This is a genomic window from Paraburkholderia sp. BL6669N2, assembly GCF_003387275.1.
Classification (GTDB): Bacteria; Pseudomonadota; Gammaproteobacteria; order Burkholderiales; family Burkholderiaceae; genus Paraburkholderia.
On sequence record NZ_QUNA01000002.1, the window covers coordinates 3,647,154 to 3,662,241 of the forward strand.

20 protein-coding genes and 1 pseudogene are annotated in these 15,088 nt (G+C 63.3%); 3 read left to right on the forward strand and 18 right to left on the reverse strand.

Annotated features, from left to right (window positions below; genetic code table 11):
• Positions 1-83: 83 nt before the first annotated feature.
• Entirely contained in the window at positions 84-785 is a 702-nt protein-coding gene (locus B0G80_RS38930; protein ID WP_116122925.1) for a 4'-phosphopantetheinyl transferase superfamily protein, read from the forward strand.
• 14 nt (positions 786-799) lie between these two features.
• On the opposite strand, the gene B0G80_RS38935 is transcribed toward B0G80_RS38930, so the two are convergent.
• From B0G80_RS38935 to B0G80_RS38945, 3 genes are all read right to left on the reverse strand, one after another.
• Positions 800-1,636, reverse strand: coding sequence for a hypothetical protein (locus B0G80_RS38935; RefSeq protein WP_116122926.1), 837 nt, complete (start codon positions 1,634-1,636; stop codon positions 800-802).
• Between the two features lie 12 nt (positions 1,637-1,648).
• Positions 1,649-2,128 carry a hypothetical protein gene (locus B0G80_RS38940; protein WP_116122927.1) on the reverse strand — a complete coding sequence of 160 codons (480 nt, stop codon included), beginning with the start codon at positions 2,126-2,128 and terminating at the stop codon, positions 1,649-1,651.
• 157 nt (positions 2,129-2,285) lie between these two features.
• The gene (locus tag B0G80_RS38945) at positions 2,286-2,960 is read right to left on the reverse strand and encodes a nitroreductase (RefSeq protein WP_116122928.1); all 675 of its coding nucleotides are present in this window, start codon (positions 2,958-2,960) and stop codon (positions 2,286-2,288) included.
• Between the two features lie 271 nt (positions 2,961-3,231).
• Between B0G80_RS38945 and B0G80_RS38950 the strand changes: the two genes are divergently transcribed.
• Positions 3,232-4,467: a YbfB/YjiJ family MFS transporter gene (locus B0G80_RS38950; RefSeq protein ID WP_116122929.1), complete on the forward strand. Its 1,236-nt coding sequence runs from the start codon at positions 3,232-3,234 to the stop codon at positions 4,465-4,467.
• A gap of 34 nt (positions 4,468-4,501) precedes the next feature.
• Here the strand turns inward: B0G80_RS38950 and B0G80_RS38955 are convergent, their stop codons facing one another.
• Together B0G80_RS38955 and B0G80_RS38960 are read right to left on the reverse strand one after the other, a co-directional pair.
• Positions 4,502-4,984, reverse strand: coding sequence for an Lrp/AsnC family transcriptional regulator (locus B0G80_RS38955; RefSeq protein WP_106278848.1), 483 nt, complete (start codon positions 4,982-4,984; stop codon positions 4,502-4,504).
• Between the two features lie 381 nt (positions 4,985-5,365).
• Positions 5,366-5,737, reverse strand: coding sequence for a hypothetical protein (locus B0G80_RS38960; protein WP_116122930.1), 372 nt, complete (start codon positions 5,735-5,737; stop codon positions 5,366-5,368).
• 410 nt (positions 5,738-6,147) lie between these two features.
• On the opposite strand from B0G80_RS38960, the pseudogene B0G80_RS38965 reads away from it, so the two are divergent.
• Positions 6,148-6,318, forward strand: a pseudogene (locus B0G80_RS38965) (nucleotide-binding domain containing protein); the annotation flags it as partial.
• Here B0G80_RS38965 and B0G80_RS38970 read toward each other — a convergent pair.
• The 13 genes from B0G80_RS38970 to B0G80_RS39030 form a co-directional block, all read right to left on the reverse strand.
• Entirely contained in the window at positions 6,315-7,115 is an 801-nt protein-coding gene (locus tag B0G80_RS38970) for an SDR family oxidoreductase (protein ID WP_116122931.1), read from the reverse strand. The pseudogene B0G80_RS38965 and the gene B0G80_RS38970 overlap by 4 nt on opposite strands.
• 149 nt (positions 7,116-7,264) lie before the next feature.
• Positions 7,265-7,420 carry a DUF3309 family protein gene (locus tag B0G80_RS38975; protein ID WP_012429014.1) on the reverse strand — a complete coding sequence of 52 codons (156 nt, stop codon included), beginning with the start codon at positions 7,418-7,420 and terminating at the stop codon, positions 7,265-7,267.
• A 153-nt stretch (positions 7,421-7,573) separates the two neighbouring features.
• A complete protein-coding gene (locus tag B0G80_RS38980; RefSeq protein ID WP_116122932.1) occupies positions 7,574-8,800 on the reverse strand; it encodes a YbfB/YjiJ family MFS transporter in 1,227 nt (408 codons plus the stop codon).
• A gap of 89 nt (positions 8,801-8,889) precedes the next feature.
• Positions 8,890-9,504: a TetR/AcrR family transcriptional regulator gene (locus tag B0G80_RS38985; RefSeq protein ID WP_116122933.1), complete on the reverse strand. Its 615-nt coding sequence runs from the start codon at positions 9,502-9,504 to the stop codon at positions 8,890-8,892.
• Between the two features lie 118 nt (positions 9,505-9,622).
• Entirely contained in the window at positions 9,623-11,260 is a 1,638-nt protein-coding gene (locus B0G80_RS38990; RefSeq protein ID WP_116122934.1) for an MFS transporter, read from the reverse strand.
• Positions 11,261-11,267: 7 nt separating this feature from the next.
• The gene (locus tag B0G80_RS38995) at positions 11,268-11,555 is read right to left on the reverse strand and encodes a DUF3303 domain-containing protein (protein ID WP_116122935.1); all 288 of its coding nucleotides are present in this window, start codon (positions 11,553-11,555) and stop codon (positions 11,268-11,270) included.
• A gap of 407 nt (positions 11,556-11,962) precedes the next feature.
• Positions 11,963-12,172, reverse strand: a complete 210-nt coding sequence (locus B0G80_RS39000) for a hypothetical protein (RefSeq protein ID WP_116122936.1) — start codon at positions 12,170-12,172, stop codon at positions 11,963-11,965.
• 183 nt (positions 12,173-12,355) lie between these two features.
• A complete protein-coding gene (locus tag B0G80_RS39005) occupies positions 12,356-12,640 on the reverse strand; it encodes a hypothetical protein (protein ID WP_106278820.1) in 285 nt (94 codons plus the stop codon).
• 88 nt (positions 12,641-12,728) lie between these two features.
• Positions 12,729-13,007 (reverse strand): hypothetical protein, encoded by a 279-nt coding sequence (locus B0G80_RS39010; protein ID WP_116122937.1) that lies wholly within the window; start codon positions 13,005-13,007, stop codon positions 12,729-12,731.
• Positions 13,008-13,382: 375 nt separating this feature from the next.
• Positions 13,383-13,589 carry a hypothetical protein gene (locus B0G80_RS39015; protein WP_116122938.1) on the reverse strand — a complete coding sequence of 69 codons (207 nt, stop codon included), beginning with the start codon at positions 13,587-13,589 and terminating at the stop codon, positions 13,383-13,385.
• Positions 13,590-13,906: 317 nt separating this feature from the next.
• Positions 13,907-14,116: a hypothetical protein gene (locus tag B0G80_RS39020; RefSeq protein WP_116122936.1), complete on the reverse strand. Its 210-nt coding sequence runs from the start codon at positions 14,114-14,116 to the stop codon at positions 13,907-13,909.
• Between the two features lie 183 nt (positions 14,117-14,299).
• The gene (locus B0G80_RS39025) at positions 14,300-14,584 is read right to left on the reverse strand and encodes a hypothetical protein (RefSeq protein ID WP_116122939.1); all 285 of its coding nucleotides are present in this window, start codon (positions 14,582-14,584) and stop codon (positions 14,300-14,302) included.
• A gap of 88 nt (positions 14,585-14,672) precedes the next feature.
• The gene (locus tag B0G80_RS39030) at positions 14,673-14,951 is read right to left on the reverse strand and encodes a hypothetical protein (RefSeq protein WP_116122940.1); all 279 of its coding nucleotides are present in this window, start codon (positions 14,949-14,951) and stop codon (positions 14,673-14,675) included.
• Between the last annotated feature and the right edge of the window lie 137 nt (positions 14,952-15,088).

The following is a 15,088-nucleotide window of genomic DNA, read 5'->3' on the forward strand; positions in this document are numbered from 1 at the left end:
GCGTAGCTGAAGATCGAAGGCTTCGGACGTTATATCGGGTAGAGTCGCGGCTATGCGTCCGCGATTCCTATCACGTCCGAACCATGCATTCCATTGACCCTGTTCCTCTGCCTCACGACGGCCCGCCCGACATTGCATTGTGGCGGATCGACATCGACTTTACTGCGTCGCTCGACGCACCTGCCTTCGCCTCCCTCAGCGACGACGAACGCACCCGAGCCCATCACTTTCGCCGCCATGAAGACGCGTTGCGCTTCGCCAGCGTGCGCGCCGCGCTGCGTGAAGAGCTCGCGCGGCGGCTCGACATCGCTGCGCACGCTGTGCGTTTTGCGCTCGACGCCAATCACCGTCCTCATCTCGCGGATTCGGATCGCTTCGATTTCAATGTATCGCATGCGGGCGCGCACGGGCTGATCGCGATGTCGCCGGTTCGGCGCGTCGGCGTGGATATCGAGCAGCGCAGCGACAAATTCGATTGGCGTTCGATCGCGGCCTTGACGCTCGACGAGGAAGAGGCCGCGTGGATCGCACGTCTCGACGCGGGACAGCAGAGCGCTGCGTTTTACGACGCGTGGGTCGCCAAGGAAGCGCTCGTCAAAACGACGGGCGTGGGCCTCACGCGCGGGTTGCAGCATCTGAGAGTGCTGCCGCGTGAAAGCACGTGCGTGACGCTGCGCGAACAGATTCCCGCGGATATGCGCGGTGTCGCCGCACACTGGCTCGCCGCACCGGACACCTACGCAGCGTGCGTAGCGTGGTCGGTGACCACTTTGCGGCAAGCGTAAAGAGACTGAGCGCCCTAATCGTTGGCCTGCCCGAACGCCAAAGCTTTCGGCCAGCCGAACGTATGCACGTGGGTGAGCGGCTGCGTGGCCGGCTGCGCAAGCGCGACCGCCGCACGAATCTTGCTGGCCATCGGGATATCGAGCACATGCCAACGGCCATGTTCAGCGAGATTGAGCGCACCGGTTGCGGTGTGACCGAACAGCAGTTCGATATCGATGTCGACGGGCGCGTAACGCAAAGCATTGCACAGACTGCCGTAGCGAGCGCGCCGGCGCGAAGCTTCCGGCGTTTCGTCGGGCGCCGCGCCGGGCGAGGGCACGACGACGCTCAATCCCAGCGTCGCCGATGCAACGCCGATCACGATCCAGATGCCGCCGTACGCGATATCGATTGTGATGCCGCGGCCGTCGCGGGGATGACGCGCCTGCAGCTTCTCGTTGCCGTCGTCTTGCAGATCCACGGCGTGCGGCTCGCAGTCGAACAGATTCCCGACGATCCAGCGCACCACCACGCGCGCACTGATAAAGCGTTTGCGCAACGCGGCGTTCGGATGCAGCCGCGCGCGCTCGCGTTCGCTCTTCGACAACCAGGTATCGCCTTCCTGCACCGGCACCGGCAGCCATTCGCAGCGGAACCGCCAAAGATGTAGTTCGCCTGCGCGCGGGGCGGCGACGTTGTACGGATAGCTGCGCGTCAGCGGATGGCACAGGAAGGCGGCGGCGGGAGGTGCGACGCTGGCGGGCTGCACGGCAGATTCGCCGGCGCTGCGTTCAGCGGCGACTTCGCGCGACTCGCGGCTGCCGCGCTGAGGCGAAGTCGCCGGGCAAGCCTGGTCCAGTTCCAATGACATAGGCCTGCTTCCTCAATGCATGTAGGTGACGCGCCGTGCTTGCACGTCGAGTTCGACGCCGGCGTCGAGCAGGTCGATGGCGAACCAGCGAATCAGCTTCAGGACGCCGCTCACCGCGGGCGCGGGAAGCCATTCGTTCAGCAGGCGCAAGGCCGCGCCGCTATGCGTTTTTTGCAGCAACGCGATGGTTTGCAGAATCACGGCTTCGTCTTTGCCGAGGTCGCTCGCGCAACGGCAACGCATATCGAGCGGACGATACGACACGTGCATCAGCGAACGCATCAGCAGATCGAAGTGTTCGATGCCGTCCTGCCGCAGACCGACGCCGCTGAGAACGTCGCGCCAGTGCACGCCGCCGCGCGCCGTTTCGCAAGCGGGCCGCAGCCATGTGCGCACGGCGCTCAGGACGGTGCGGTCGGGCGCGTTGGCGGTGTCGGTCGGATGATCGTCGATCAGTTCCGGACGGCTGCTGTGTTGAGAGCGAAAGTTCATCGATGCTCCTGGATGGACACGGTCCAATGAATCGCGCCGGCCGGATGGGACGGGTGCCGCGTCGCAGGCCAGCGCTTGTCGCGTGCGACGGATGGGCGATGACGCAGAGCCTGCGTCGGGTGCTTATGCGTTGGTTGCGGTTACCGCGGCGTTTGCTTCAGCTTTGAGCCGGCTGCGGCGGTTGCGTCGGCTGCCATTCGCGCACGTGCGCGCTGCGCGCCGCACGCACCGGTGCTTGCCCTAGTGTTTTCGGTGTGCCGACAAAGAGGAAGCCGAGCAGCCGCTCGTTCGCAGCGAAACCCAACGCGTCGTGCAGGCGTGCTTCGTAACTGTCCGGCCCCGTGGACCAGAAGCCGCCGTAGCCGAGCGCGTGGATCGCGTTGAGCATGTTCATTGCCGCCGCGCCGGCAGCCAGCAGCTGCTCGATCTCGGGCACCTTGGGATGCACCGCGATCGCCGCGCCGAGCGCGATCACCAGCGGCGCCGCGAATGCTTTCTGCCGGCGATGCGCATGCGCCGAACGCGGTTCGTCCGGTGAGCGGGCGCTGGCGAGGTCGACGAGCACGTCGCCGAGTGAGCCGCGCGCATCGCCGCGAATCGTCACGAAGCGCCAGGGACGCAGATTGCCGTGATCGGGTGCGCGCAAGGCGGCGTCGAAAATCAGATCGAGTTCGGCGTCCGCCGGGCCGGGCTCGGTCAGCGGCCATTGCGATTGACGCGACAGCAGAACGTCGAGCGCCGCCGAAGCATGCGGGCCGGCGCCAGTGGCAGGCGTTGCCACCGCTGGGCGCTGGCTTCCGGTTTCGGGGCGGCTGATGTCTAGCGTCGTCATGATTTCGGGTTCGGCGGATGGTATGGGCTGAATGATGAGCTAATTCTCGCGTAAATGCAAATCATTCGCATTTAGAAAATGTTCTCTTGGTTGGGTTTAGCGTCTGTCCCGCGCTCTGCCAAACGCGGGCGCTACCCGAGCCGCGCGCGGCAAGCCATTCACGCAACTAACGGTCAACCCCGCCCGGCGTCCGCGGATATGATGACGAAGTGCCGAATTCAGCCTTCTGGCAAAAGCGGCTTGCAGCCTCCTTGCCCACTTTCGCTCGCCCATGCCGACAAAAACACTTGACGCCGCATCGACTTCCGAGGCTACCGAAGCAGCGCAACGCCTCCCCACGCTGATGCTCGCCGCGTCTCTATCGCTGGGCAGCGCGATCGCGCTCGGCCTCGCCCGCTTCGCGTACGCACTGCTGTTGCCGTCGATGAAACTCGACCTCGGCTGGAGTTTCGCGCAAGCGGGCGCGATGAATACGGCCAACGCGTTGGGCTATCTGTTCGGCGCGCTGGCTTTCCCGCGCCTTGCGCGCCGCTGGTCGGCTGGCGCATTGTTCGGCGGCGGTTGCGTGGCGACGGCGCTGCTGATGGCAGGCAGCGGTCTGCTTGCCGACACGAACGCGCTGCTCACCTTGCGCGTGATCACCGGCGTGAGCAGCGCGGCGATCTTCATCAGCGGCGGCGTGTTGGCGGCGCGGCTTGCATCGGCGAGACCGCACGATGCGGGGCTCGTCCTCGGCTTGTATTACGGCGGCACGGGGTGGGGCATTGTGGCGTCGTCGCTGCTGGTGCCGCTGACTATCTTCAACGTCCCGCACGGCTGGCAGTTCGCGTGGTTCGCACTCGCGCTCGCGTGTGCGCCGCTCGCGGCGGTGGCCGTCGGCGCGGCGCGAAAAATCGAACGCGTGCACGCGATAGCGTCGTCGGCCACGCAATCACACGCCGCCGCCGATGCACCCCGCTGGCCGCGATTCAGTCTCGCGCTGGCGGGCTACACGCTGTTTGGCGTCGGTTATATCGGCTACATGACGTTTATCGTCGCACTGCTGCGCAATGCGGGCATGAGCGCGGCTGTTGTCACGTGCTTCTATCTGTTGCTCGGCGTGGCGACCGTGATCTCCGCGCGACTGTGGTCGGGATTGCTGGATCGCATGCGCGGCGGCCAGGCGCTCGCGGTGCTGAACACTTTGCTCGCGATCGCGACATTGCTGCCCGCGCTGTTCACGCAGCCGTGGGTGGCGTTCGTGTCCGGTGTGTTGTTCGGCGCGACGTTTCTTTCCGCCGTGGCGTCGACCACGGCTTTCGTGCGCCACAATCTGCCCGCGAGTCATTGGGCCACGGGCATCAGCGCATTCACGATCGTGTTTGCGTTCGGGCAGATTGTCGGGCCGATGGTGATCGGTTGGGTCTCGGACGGCGCGGGTCTCGCACGCGGGCTGGTCTATTCCGCGCTGCTGCTCGCGGCGGGCGCGGTGCTGGCGGCGTGTCAGAAAGCATTGCGCCGAATATGAGTCCACGCATTCAGGCCCGCGCGCTGCACGCTTTTCAAACCTGCACGGATGGGATGCTCTTCATGCAACGCAAGGCGAACATCGAGCGGCTATGACGGATGCCGGCGATCTTGTAGAGCTTCTCACGCAGAAAACGCTCGTAGCCCGCCGTGCCGTCGACCGCGACCTTCACCAGATAATCGTAATCGCCCGATACGAGATACGCCTCGAGCACTTCGGTTAGCGTCGCCAGTTCGGCGCCGAAGCGGGCGAGGGCGTCGTCGTCGTGACGGTCGAGCGTGACTTCGAGCAGGACGATGTCCGCGAAGCCGAGCTTCTGCTGATCGAGCAGCGCGACGTAGCCGCGGATATATCCCTCGGTTTCCAATTGACGCGTGCGATTCCAGCATGCGGTGGTCGACATGCCGACCAGTTCCGCCAATTCGGCATTGCTCAGACGCGCGTTTTTTTGCAACTCGCGCATGATCTTGCGATCCTGGTTGTCGAGCGGGCGATTTCGGATGGTCGTGGCCGTCACTGGAAGCTTCTCCCTCAAAATTGTATTCTAAAGGAAGATTGTCCCGACATCGCGCGGGAAGCCCGTTGCTTTAAGAAGCCTATCCAGCCGGCGTCCCGGTATATTTTCAGGGTGCATTCATGCCCGGGACAACCGTCCGGGCCGCGGGCCTCGCGCCCGCAGCCTCGCGCGGCCACAAGCTGCCGTCCGGTGTCTCGCCGTCTTTCACAGGAAGGACGGCACGCGGGCGAATTGCGGCGTCATCAGCGCCGCAAGACGCGCTCGCCGGGCGTGGATGCATGTTCCCGACCGATGCTTGTCAACAAGACCGTCCGCGCGACTGGCGCCCCCGCCCCGCATAGATTGAGGCGGTGCATTGGCAAGCGACGTGCGGCCGCTTGATCAACCTCGTTTGGTCGGCGCTTTGGCCGCACTCTGTACAGCGACACTGCGATAGACGTCGCGGCAAAATTGCATGCCGCCTTGTTGCGTGCCGTTGACACCCGCCGCGATGCGTACCGTTCCCTCCACATGCTGAGGCCCCGGCGGATTCACGATAGCGGCGTCGATCGCGAACGGATCAGAAGGCGACGCGCGCATGATGCCAATGCCCTTGATCGTCACGTTAAGGCAAGGGTCGGGGAGTTGCGCAGCGTGCCCGGCCGCGACGTCGAACTGGATGTTCAACGTCCAGAAACCCTCGTGAATATCCTGATGAATAATGACGGCCTTCACCACGTCCTGGTGCGACAGCGTGTACTCATTGCTTGCCATCGGTCCCTCCTTGCTCGTACGCATGCTGAGCGCACGTGTGCAGAAATGGCAATTTGCGCGGATTAGGAAAGGTTAGTTTTACGCGCCATCGCTTGCGGTACAAGCGGAAAGATGCGTGCGTCCATACGTCGGCAAAACGAGCATCGCATAGACGCACGAAAGGCGACGCCCGGACGCTGGCGTCGCCTTTCGCGCCGTAGCCGGAAGGGCTGCGGCGCGGTAGAACGGAACCTCCGATCAACCGCGCTTGCGAGTATGTAGCAACGATTAATGGAAGATGAGGTACAGGATGACCAGTACGATCAACGGGACGCCAAGCAACCAGCCGAGAAGGTAAGGCATGATGTGATCTCCTTTCGTATCGAGGTTGGAATACGAAGTTGATTCAGCATCCGGCGTGCCTGACGTGGCGCGCACTCGGCGCTTGGGGATTGTCGTATCTCGCGCCGTTATCGGCGGGCGTTAGCGTGTGCCGTCTCCATGCCGATCAAGCGGAACTCGACGGCATGGAGATCATGCTCAAGGGCGGCCAAATGGGCGACGCGGATCTGTTCGAGCAACTGCTCGACGGCAACGGCTAACCGTTGTCGGTGAAACCGGGATACAGCGTCATGCCGCCATCGACGAACAATGTCGTGCCGACCACATAGTCGCTTTCATCCGATGCGAGCCAGACGGCCGCCTTGCCGATGTCGTCCGCTTCGCCCACACGCCCGTAGGGAATCAACTTCAGTAGTTTCTGCAGCGCGGTTTCGGTGTCCCACGCGTCCTTGTTGATCGGCGTGCGGATCGCGCCCGGCGCAATGGAATTGACGCGAATGCGTTCGGGCGCAACCTCCTGCGCGAGCGATTTCATGAACATCTGAATGCCGCCTTTGGACGCCGCGTAATTGACGTGGCCCGCCCACGGAATGACTTCGTGAACCGAGCTCATGCAGATGATCTTGCCGAGCGCTTTGGACGTTGTCGTCGGGCCGCGTCGCCGAAACTCTTTCACGGCCGCCTGTGCCGTCAGGAACTGGCCGGTGAGATTGGTCGCCAGCACCTGTTGCCAGTCGTCCAGCGTCATATCGGCAAATGCATTGTCTTTCTGCACGCCCGAATTCGCGACCACGATATCCACGCTGCCGAAACGCGCGCGGCATGCCGCGAACATCTTCTCGACCTGCGTGGGATCGGCGACGTCGGCCTGAACCGCGAGAGCGGCGCCGCCAGTTTGCTCGATCTCGGCGGCGAGTTGATCGGCCCCTTCTGCATGTGAGTGATAGTTCACGACGACGGCCGCGCCCGCGTCCGCGAGCGCTTTGGCGACGCCTGAACCAATGCCCGAACTGGCGCCCGTGACCAGAGCGACCTGATTCGCGAGTAACTTTTCCATTGCTGCTCCCAGGGTGACAAGATAGGGATGTGCATCGACCCTCGACATAGTAAGGCCGCCGGATATCCGTGCAGCGAACTGCGCGGATATCCGGCGGCCGACCCGCTTTCAAGCAATGCGGGTACTACGCAACGCCATGGCAATTAAGGCTATATGACGCCGACGACCAGCAACACGATCACCACGATCACGACGAGTCCGAGACCGCCGGTGGGACCGTAACCCCACGCGCGGCTATGCGGCCACGTGGGGAGCGCACCGATGAGGAGAAGAATCAGCACGACTAGAAGAATAGTTCCCAACATATGAATGACCTCCGCCTGGTTGATAGGACCTGCCTTCACGACAGCCATGCAAGGCCGCATGGCGAGTGTTCTTGCGAAAGGCAGTATCGGTGTCACTGCTGAGCAAGCCGCATGCCCAAGGCGAAAAGTCGAGGCGGAAGCGGCTTGGAACCGTCACGCCGCCGTGTAGCGGGCGGTGCTGACACGCGACGCAATCAAATCCCCGACGAAGGCGGCAGCGAGCGCAACCGCGCCGCAAGTGAAGATCAACGCGTAGTCGTTATGCGTATGCGAGAAGAGGTACGAGTATCCATAGCCGCCGAGCGCCTGGAACAGCGCGAAGGCTGTCGTCGCGCGACTCCATGCGGCTCGTTGTTCGGTGTGATCGTGTGGCACAAGTTCATGAATGCGGCCGAGCACGAGCGGCACGATGCCCGGTGTGAAGATGCCAAGAATCACGGTCGATGCAGCCAGCACCAGCGTGCTGCCCGAGAACGCGAGCATGGCGACGGCGGCCGCTTGCAGAATCAGTCCGACGCGATAGGCCTTGCCGAAGCCAATGCGGTCGGCCACGTTGCCGCAGATCACCGGTCCGGCGATTGCCGCGAGGCCGTACAGTACCCAGTAGTCCGCGCCGATAGCGGCGCCGCGTCCCAAGCCGCGAGCGATATAGTCGACGAGCAGCACCATCGCCGGGACAAGGCCGAGTGCGTTTGCCGCGTATTGCGCGTACAGCACGCGAAGCGTCAAGCCGTGAGGGCGCATTGCGTGATGCGTACCGGAAGGCGCGACCGGCGCGGGCGGATTCGTCGAAGGCCAGCCGAACCAGCTCACCGCGGTCAACACCAGCGCCACGACGCCGAGACCGATCCACGTAGTTTGCAAACCATAGTGCAGCAGTTTTGGAATCAAGGTGCCGGATGCCGCGATGCCGAGACCGAGTCCAAGAAAGATCATGCCGCTCACGAAGCCACGCCGTGGCAAGGGAATGTGCGGAAGAATCGACGTCGCCACCAGCACCATGATTGCGCCGCCGGAAATGCCCGACAACAAGCGCCACGCGAAAAACCAGCTCACCGAAAGCGGATACGCGCAGGCGAAGAAGGCGGCGGTCACGACCGCCATCAGCAGGCGCAACGCGCTGCGGTTCGACAGTACGGATGCGAGCGGACGGCCGATCAACGCGCCGACCAGATAGCCGGCGAAGTTCGCCGCGCCGAGCGTTACCGCTTGCGATGAGGTGAACCAATGCGCCTGGATCAGCGAGGGAATCAACGGCGTGTACGCGAAGCGCGCGAGGCCAATGGCGACCAGACTGCCGCACAGACCCGCGAGCGTTGCGAAGAGTGCGCGGGCATCGAGTGAGACTGGACTATCTGACGTTATGGGAGCAGCGGACATGACGGTTCCTTTACCGGTGCGCGCGCTGATGGCGGCGCTGCCGGATGTCGGTGGGAAAACGAAGGGGCGCGCCTTGTCAGGCGCGTGGCTTAGGCGTCGGAGCCGGTCGCCGGTAGGGCAGGCAAACCAAGCAGCAGCAACACGGGCGCGATTGCGCCGACAAGCAGCGTTTGTTGCGGATCGACTCGCGCGAGAACGCGCACGCCGATTAGCGTAGTCAGCAGGTGAGTGGCGGAGTCGGCGGCGGAAACGATGGTGGTGATTTCACCGCTCTCGCTGGCCGCAATCATGCGGCGGTAGAAGAACTCGCGCATTTCAGCGAATTCCATGGCGACGATTTCACGGAATGCTTCGTCCTCCGATGTGGTTTCCAGCGCCGAGTTCACCAGCATGCAGCCGCGCTGTGCGGGATCGGCGAGCGTTCGTTCGAGGATCTCGTGGAAGAACATCGTCACCGCTAATGCCGGCGATACGGTCCGCTCCAGTCTTCTGATCCGTTCGCGCAAAGTGTGCTCGAGATAATGCTCGAGCGCGCGCAGATACAGCGTGCGTTTGTCGCCGAACGCGTTGTAGAGACTCGGCTGCGTCAGCCCGGTCGACTTGACCAGGTCGCGCGTGGAGGTCGCCTCGTAGCCCTTGGTCCAGAAGGCCGCGCTGGCGGCTTCCAGCACCTCGTGTTCGTCGAATTGGCGGGGTCGTGCCATGGTGAATGTCCTTCCAGCGTCGCTGACGACTGATTCTGTATCAGTCGATATAAAAAGCGATTATATATCGAGTGATACAGAACGCAAGAAGAACATTTGAGGACGTACGGCGGCGCGCCTAGAGCACGCTGCGGTGCGGGGGAATGGCGTCGGCGGATGGTTGCCCATCTGGCGCGAGTTCGGTTTCCGGATAGCTGATGCGCACGGGCGGCACGAACCAGGCGAGGCACAGACCGATCAACGCGGCGGCGCCGGCCACCAGAATGCCGATGTGAATGGACTGCACCAGCGCCTCGCGCGCGGAGCGCATCATGGCGTCGCCCGACTGGCCGGCACTCACCAGACGATTGATCAGCGCGGCCTGTTCCGCGCGATCCACCAGCAACTCGGGACTGGCGAAGGACTTGAACCACTGCGTCGCCTGGTAGGAGTCGAGCGAGCGATGCACCCCGCGCGAATAGAGGTGGCCGAGCAACGCGCCCGTCATCACCGTGCCGAGCATGCCGCCGAATGTCCGCAGCGATTGAAGCAGCGCGGTGGCCGCGCCGACATGGTCCCGCCCGACGATCTGCTGTGAGCAGACGGTCAGGCTGGTCGCCACCAGACCGAGGCCGAGCCCGCTGATGCCCATGCACGAGGCCCACACCAGATGCGGTTCCGTGCCGCGCAGGACGACCACGCTCAGACAGGCGAGCGCGGACAGCGCAAAGCCGACATACATGATGCCGTTCGCGCGACGGACTCGTGTGACGATACGATTGTTGAGCACGCTGCCCACGGTTGTGCCGAGCAACAGCGGCGTGATCAGCATGCCGGAGTCATGCGCGGACATCGCGTAGCCGCCCTGGAACAGCAGCGGCACATAGAACACCAGCGAAAAGAGCGCGAAGCCGCCGAGCACCGACATCGCGAACAGCGCGGAGAGCTTGCGGTCCATCAGCATGTCGACCGGCACGATCGGATAGCCGATGCGCCGCTCCCATAGCCAGAGAATCAGTCCACAAGTCACCGCTACGACGGTCAGCACGATGGTAGTCGTATCGACGCCGCGCCTTGGAAACAGTTCGATCAGCACTTGCAGTGAGCCGAACGTAACCGCGAGCACGAACGCGCCGAGCCAGTCGAGCCGCACGGGACCTTTGCGCCGCAGGTGAAGCAGCGGTGGCAGAAAGCGCTGCACGAACAGCAGCGAGACGAGCCCGACCGGCACGTTGACGAAAAACACCAGCCGCCAGCCGCCATACTGCGTCAACATTCCGCCGAGCGTCGGCCCGACCATGTTGGACACGCCGAAGGCGGACGTGACGAACACGAGCCAACGCAGCCGCAGTTTCGGATTCGGGAACAGATCGGCGACGGTGGCGAACACCGTGCCGATCAGAATGCCGCCGCCAATCCCTTGCAGTCCGCGCGAAACCACCAGCAGCAACATGCTGCTGGCAAAGCCGCACAACACAGAGGCGCCGGTGAACAACAGGATCGCCGCGATCAGGAACCGCTTGCGGCCAAACAGATCGCCTAACCGCCCAAAGATGGGAATCGTGATCACGGAGGCCAGCATGTACGATGTCGCGACCCACGCGTACAGGTCGAAGCCCTTCAGATCGGCGACGATGCGCGGCAGCGCGGTGCCGACGATGGTTTGATCCAGCGCCACCAGCATCGCGACGAAAGCGATGCCGAGCATCGCAAGCAGCGATTCGCGGAACGGCAGCAGTTGCCCGCTCGGAGGCGGCGCGGTGAACCCGGTGCTCATGGCGTGCTTACTTGTTGCCCGCGGCCATATGCTTGCCGAGCGCGGCGCCCAGGTCTTCGTCGGTCAGGGCCGGGGAGACGTCCATCGTCAGCAGGTCGCCCCATCCGAGCGCCAGTGCCGCGATCGCGCGCGTGTCGTCGGCCTCCACGATTGCAACGCCGCGCAAGCCGCCGATAGCATGCCAGCGTCCCAGCAATTTGACGCCGTCCGGCACCTGGCCGCCGGTCTTCATGAAACGTTCTATAACGGAACTCTCTGCGGTGGGCAGACCGTTCCATAGGACGATAAATTTCATTGCGTTCCTCCAATCCGTGAATGGCGATGCCGGCTCGTGGCGCGCTGCCATCGTCGCTTATGGGTACGGCGCGTCGCGGATGCGGTGCGTCGTGTTCAGTTCTGCGCCAGCAAGCTGTCCGGATAGTGCGTGCTATTGGCGGACAGCGAAAAAAACCACGTGGCGTCCTAAGCATCATAGGTGAGCGCAGAGCGCGCGGCGTCGCCGCGTGCGGACATTCGCCAGGCTAATTGCACAAGCCAACTTTCATGGCGAAAAAGCGGAGAGCGCTGTCGCCAGATGGGAATATTTCGTAGGTCGTTTGCGTTAACGGGTTGCAGCGCTGCGCTTCTGCCGACAACAAAAGCAACGGCACGCGTGTGTAACGCGTGCCGTTGCTTTGACTGCGCGACGCCGAAGCGGGCGCGCTATGTTTTGCGCTGCATGGCCGCCTTGGCAATCGTCTGATGCGCAGCGGGGAAGCCCGGCGGATATTCGACCACGCGTGCCGAAGCCGGCACCAGTGGCACGGCCGCGTTCAGCCGCGCGCCGATACGCGCGCCGCCGACGATGGCCGTCATTGCCTGACGATCGAGTTCGACGCTGTCGGTGAGGTCCCTGATGATCAGCCTGGCCATGATGGCTCCAGAAATGAAATCGGGCGGTGGGCCGGTGCAATGCGCCGGCCGCCGCCCGGATGTATCGTGAAATGTGCTGCGGTCTCCCCGCACAATCAGTATAGGAAATCTCGCTGCGACTCGCCGGCCGGCGATGATCCGCCGGCACGGTTGAGGCCCCCCGGCCCTCGCGACGCCAAGCGGTCAGACGTTGGCGTAGTTGGCGCCCCACAGCGACGGGCTGACGTTCAGGTGCAGCGGCACGAAGCCCGCGCCGATCACGCCGACGTTGTTGAGTGCGGCGACGTTGACGTACTGCAGCTGGTTGAGGTTCTGGTTGATCGAGACGTTGACGTTGGCAATGCCGCCGAGGCCGGCGGCCGAGGGCAGGCCGGGCACGCTGCTGCCGGTGCCGCCGGCCACCGCCGACATGGCGCGGCGGTCGAGCTCGCGGGTGCCGGACAGATCGCGAATCATGAGGGATGACATGGTGCTTCTCCAAAGGTGCGCGGAAGACAGGGGTAATGGTCGGCGGACGAAGCGCGCCGGCGAGCCGGGCGCTCCGTCTCGCCACGTATTACACGTGGATGTTGTTGCTGGTCGTGACGTACGGGTTGACCGTCGAGCTGATGCCGGTGGCGAACGCGACGTTGTTGCCGTTGGCGTTCTGCAGGTTCAGCTGGTTGTTGATCAGCTGGGTGGCGTCGACCTTCTTGCTGTCGTTCGGAGCAAAGACGGGGCTGAAGTTGAAGTACGACGAGGACGGATAGTAGCCGGTGCCGCCGCGCACGGCGCTCATGGCCTTGCTGTCGAGTTGTTCGGTGATGGACAGGTCTTTGATCATCAGTGCGTTCATGGTGAGTCTCCAGAGGGTAAAGGTCAGGGTGTTGCGATCGGGTGCGAGCAACTCGTCTGCTCGGGTGTCACTCATGCACAGGCTGTGCCAGTTTTATTCAAGGTTCCTAAGAAAGTCGGAAAAGGCTTGCGGCATAAGGGTTTCGCGTCGTCGTGCCGGGTGCGCGCAAACGCACTGCAACGCGGACGCGATGACCGGCCGACGGCGCTCACCCGACAGACCACCCCATGCTGTTGGAGATCGCGCGACACGGGCAGCGGCGACGGTATTTGACCTGACCACGGTGTTCAAACCAGACTCCCACAATGAACAGGCCCCCTCCAACGGCAAAGATGTGAAGGGGGCCCGTTTCTAATTGCGGACACTTCGCGCGTCCTATAAGTAAGGCCCTTTGATACGTCCTTCAAAGATGGCGGTGTTGATTCCAAAGTCGTCCACCTGGCCGAGAGGGCCATGATCGACGGTGACAATGACGGAACGGCCGCCGCGCACAGCCTTCATCTGCGCGGCAGCGAGTGTCGTTTCGTCGTGTGGGCAATCCGCGGAACGTGGCAGATCCTTGATGATGACGATGGATTTCATGGCAATACTCCTGAGGGTGGATGAGTGAGCACGGTGCGGTGCTCGACCGTGGTTCTGCAAGGGGCATGCCAATTTCTATGAGCTATGAACGAGGAACAGAATGCGAGGCGGCAACGCAAGTCCGGCAGGCAATAGACGATTTGCGTTCTTCCACTATGGCGTTCAGTGAACTTGAGATTCGACGCAACTGTTCGGCGAGTTCCCACCAATCGCGGGCGGGATGTCGGCTTATGGCGTTCTGCCGACAACAAAAGCAAACGGCACGCGTGAGTAACGCGTGCCGTTGCTGTGACTGTGCAACGCCGAAGCGGGGCGCGCTATGTTTTGCGCTGCATGGCCGCTTTGGCAATCGTCTGATGCGCGGCGGGGAAGCCCGGCGGATATTCGACCACGCGTGCCGAAGCCGGCACCAGTGGCACGGCCGCGTTCAGCCGCGCGCCGATACGCGCGCCGCCGACGATGGCCGTCATTGCCTGACGATCGAGTTCGACGCTGTCGGTGAGGTCCCTGATGATCAGCCTGGCCATGGTGGCTCCACAAATGAAATCGGGCGGTGGGCCGGTGCAATGCGCCGGCCGCCGCCCGGATGTGTCGTGAAATGTGCTGCGGTCTCCCCGCACAATCAGTATAGGAAATCTCGCTGCGACTCGCCGGCCGGCGATGATCTGCCGGCATGGTTGAGGCCCCCCGGCCCTCGCGACGCCAAGCGGTCAGACGTTGGCGTAGTTGGCGCCCCACAGCGACGGGCTGACGTTCAGGTGCAGCGGCGCGAAGCCCGCGCCGATCACGCCGACGTTGTTGAGTGCGGCGACGTTGACGTACTGCAGCTGGTTGAGGTTCTGGTTGATCGAGACGTTGACGTTGGCAATGCCGCCGAGGCCGGCGGCCGAGGGCAGGCCGGGCACGCTGCTGCCGGTGCCGCCGGCCACCGCCGACATGGCGCGGCGGTCGAGCTCGCGGGTGCCGGACAGATCGCGAATCATGAGGGATGACATGGTGCTTCTCCAAAGGTGCGCGGAAGATCGAGGTAATCGTCGGCGGACGAAGCGCACCGGCGAGCCGGGCGCCCCGTGTCGCGACGTATTACATGTGGATGTTGTTGCTGGTCGTGACGCACGGGTTGACCGTCGAGCTGATGCCGGTGGCGAACGCGACGTTGTTGCCGTTGGCGTTCTGCAGGTTCAGCTGGTTGTTGATCAGCTGGGTGGCGTCGACCTTCTTGCTGTCGTTCGGAGCAAAGACGGGGCTGAAGTTGAAGTACGACGAGGACGGATAGTAGCCGGTGCCGCCGCGCACGGCGCTCATGGCCTTGCTGTCGAGTTGTTCGGTGATGGACAGGTCTTTGATCATCAGTGCGTTCATGGTGAGTCTCCAGAGGGTGAAGGTCAGGGTGTTGCGATCGGGTGCGAGCAACTTGTCTGCTCGGGTGTCACTCATGCACAGGCTGTGCCAGTTTTATTCAAGGTTCCTAAGAAAGTTGGGGAAGGCTTGCGGCATAA

Excerpts from the sequence above, each read along its gene's own strand:
- B0G80_RS38935 (WP_116122926.1), bottom strand. The coding sequence starts at position 1,636 with ATGTCATTGGAACTGGACCAGGCTTGCCCGGCGACTTCGCCTCAGCGC.
- B0G80_RS38995 (WP_116122935.1), bottom strand. The coding sequence starts at position 11,555 with ATGAAATTTATCGTCCTATGGAACGGTCTGCCCACCGCAGAGAGTTCC.
- B0G80_RS39000 (WP_116122936.1), bottom strand. The coding sequence starts at position 12,172 with ATGGCCAGGCTGATCATCAGGGACCTCACCGACAGCGTCGAACTCGAT.
- B0G80_RS38990 (WP_116122934.1), bottom strand. The coding sequence starts at position 11,260 with ATGAGCACCGGGTTCACCGCGCCGCCTCCGAGCGGGCAACTGCTGCCG.
- B0G80_RS38985 (WP_116122933.1), bottom strand. The coding sequence starts at position 9,504 with ATGGCACGACCCCGCCAATTCGACGAACACGAGGTGCTGGAAGCCGCC.
- B0G80_RS38950 (WP_116122929.1), top strand. The coding sequence starts at position 3,232 with ATGCCGACAAAAACACTTGACGCCGCATCGACTTCCGAGGCTACCGAA.
- B0G80_RS39030 (WP_116122940.1), bottom strand. The coding sequence starts at position 14,951 with ATGAACGCACTGATGATCAAAGACCTGTCCATCACCGAACAACTCGAC.
- B0G80_RS38945 (WP_116122928.1), bottom strand. The coding sequence starts at position 2,960 with ATGACGACGCTAGACATCAGCCGCCCCGAAACCGGAAGCCAGCGCCCA.
- B0G80_RS38975 (WP_012429014.1), bottom strand. The coding sequence starts at position 7,420 with ATGTTGGGAACTATTCTTCTAGTCGTGCTGATTCTTCTCCTCATCGGT.
- B0G80_RS39020 (WP_116122936.1), bottom strand. The coding sequence starts at position 14,116 with ATGGCCAGGCTGATCATCAGGGACCTCACCGACAGCGTCGAACTCGAT.
- B0G80_RS38970 (WP_116122931.1), bottom strand. The coding sequence starts at position 7,115 with ATGGAAAAGTTACTCGCGAATCAGGTCGCTCTGGTCACGGGCGCCAGT.
- B0G80_RS39010 (WP_116122937.1), bottom strand. The coding sequence starts at position 13,007 with ATGAACGCACTGATGATCAAAGACCTGTCCATCACCGAACAACTCGAC.
- B0G80_RS39025 (WP_116122939.1), bottom strand. The coding sequence starts at position 14,584 with ATGTCATCCCTCATGATTCGCGATCTGTCCGGCACCCGCGAGCTCGAC.
- B0G80_RS39005 (WP_106278820.1), bottom strand. The coding sequence starts at position 12,640 with ATGTCATCCCTCATGATTCGCGATCTGTCCGGCACCCGCGAGCTCGAC.
- B0G80_RS38940 (WP_116122927.1), bottom strand. The coding sequence starts at position 2,128 with ATGAACTTTCGCTCTCAACACAGCAGCCGTCCGGAACTGATCGACGAT.
- B0G80_RS38930 (WP_116122925.1), top strand. The coding sequence starts at position 84 with ATGCATTCCATTGACCCTGTTCCTCTGCCTCACGACGGCCCGCCCGAC.
- B0G80_RS38960 (WP_116122930.1), bottom strand. The coding sequence starts at position 5,737 with ATGGCAAGCAATGAGTACACGCTGTCGCACCAGGACGTGGTGAAGGCC.
- B0G80_RS38980 (WP_116122932.1), bottom strand. The coding sequence starts at position 8,800 with ATGTCCGCTGCTCCCATAACGTCAGATAGTCCAGTCTCACTCGATGCC.
- B0G80_RS39015 (WP_116122938.1), bottom strand. The coding sequence starts at position 13,589 with ATGAAATCCATCGTCATCATCAAGGATCTGCCACGTTCCGCGGATTGC.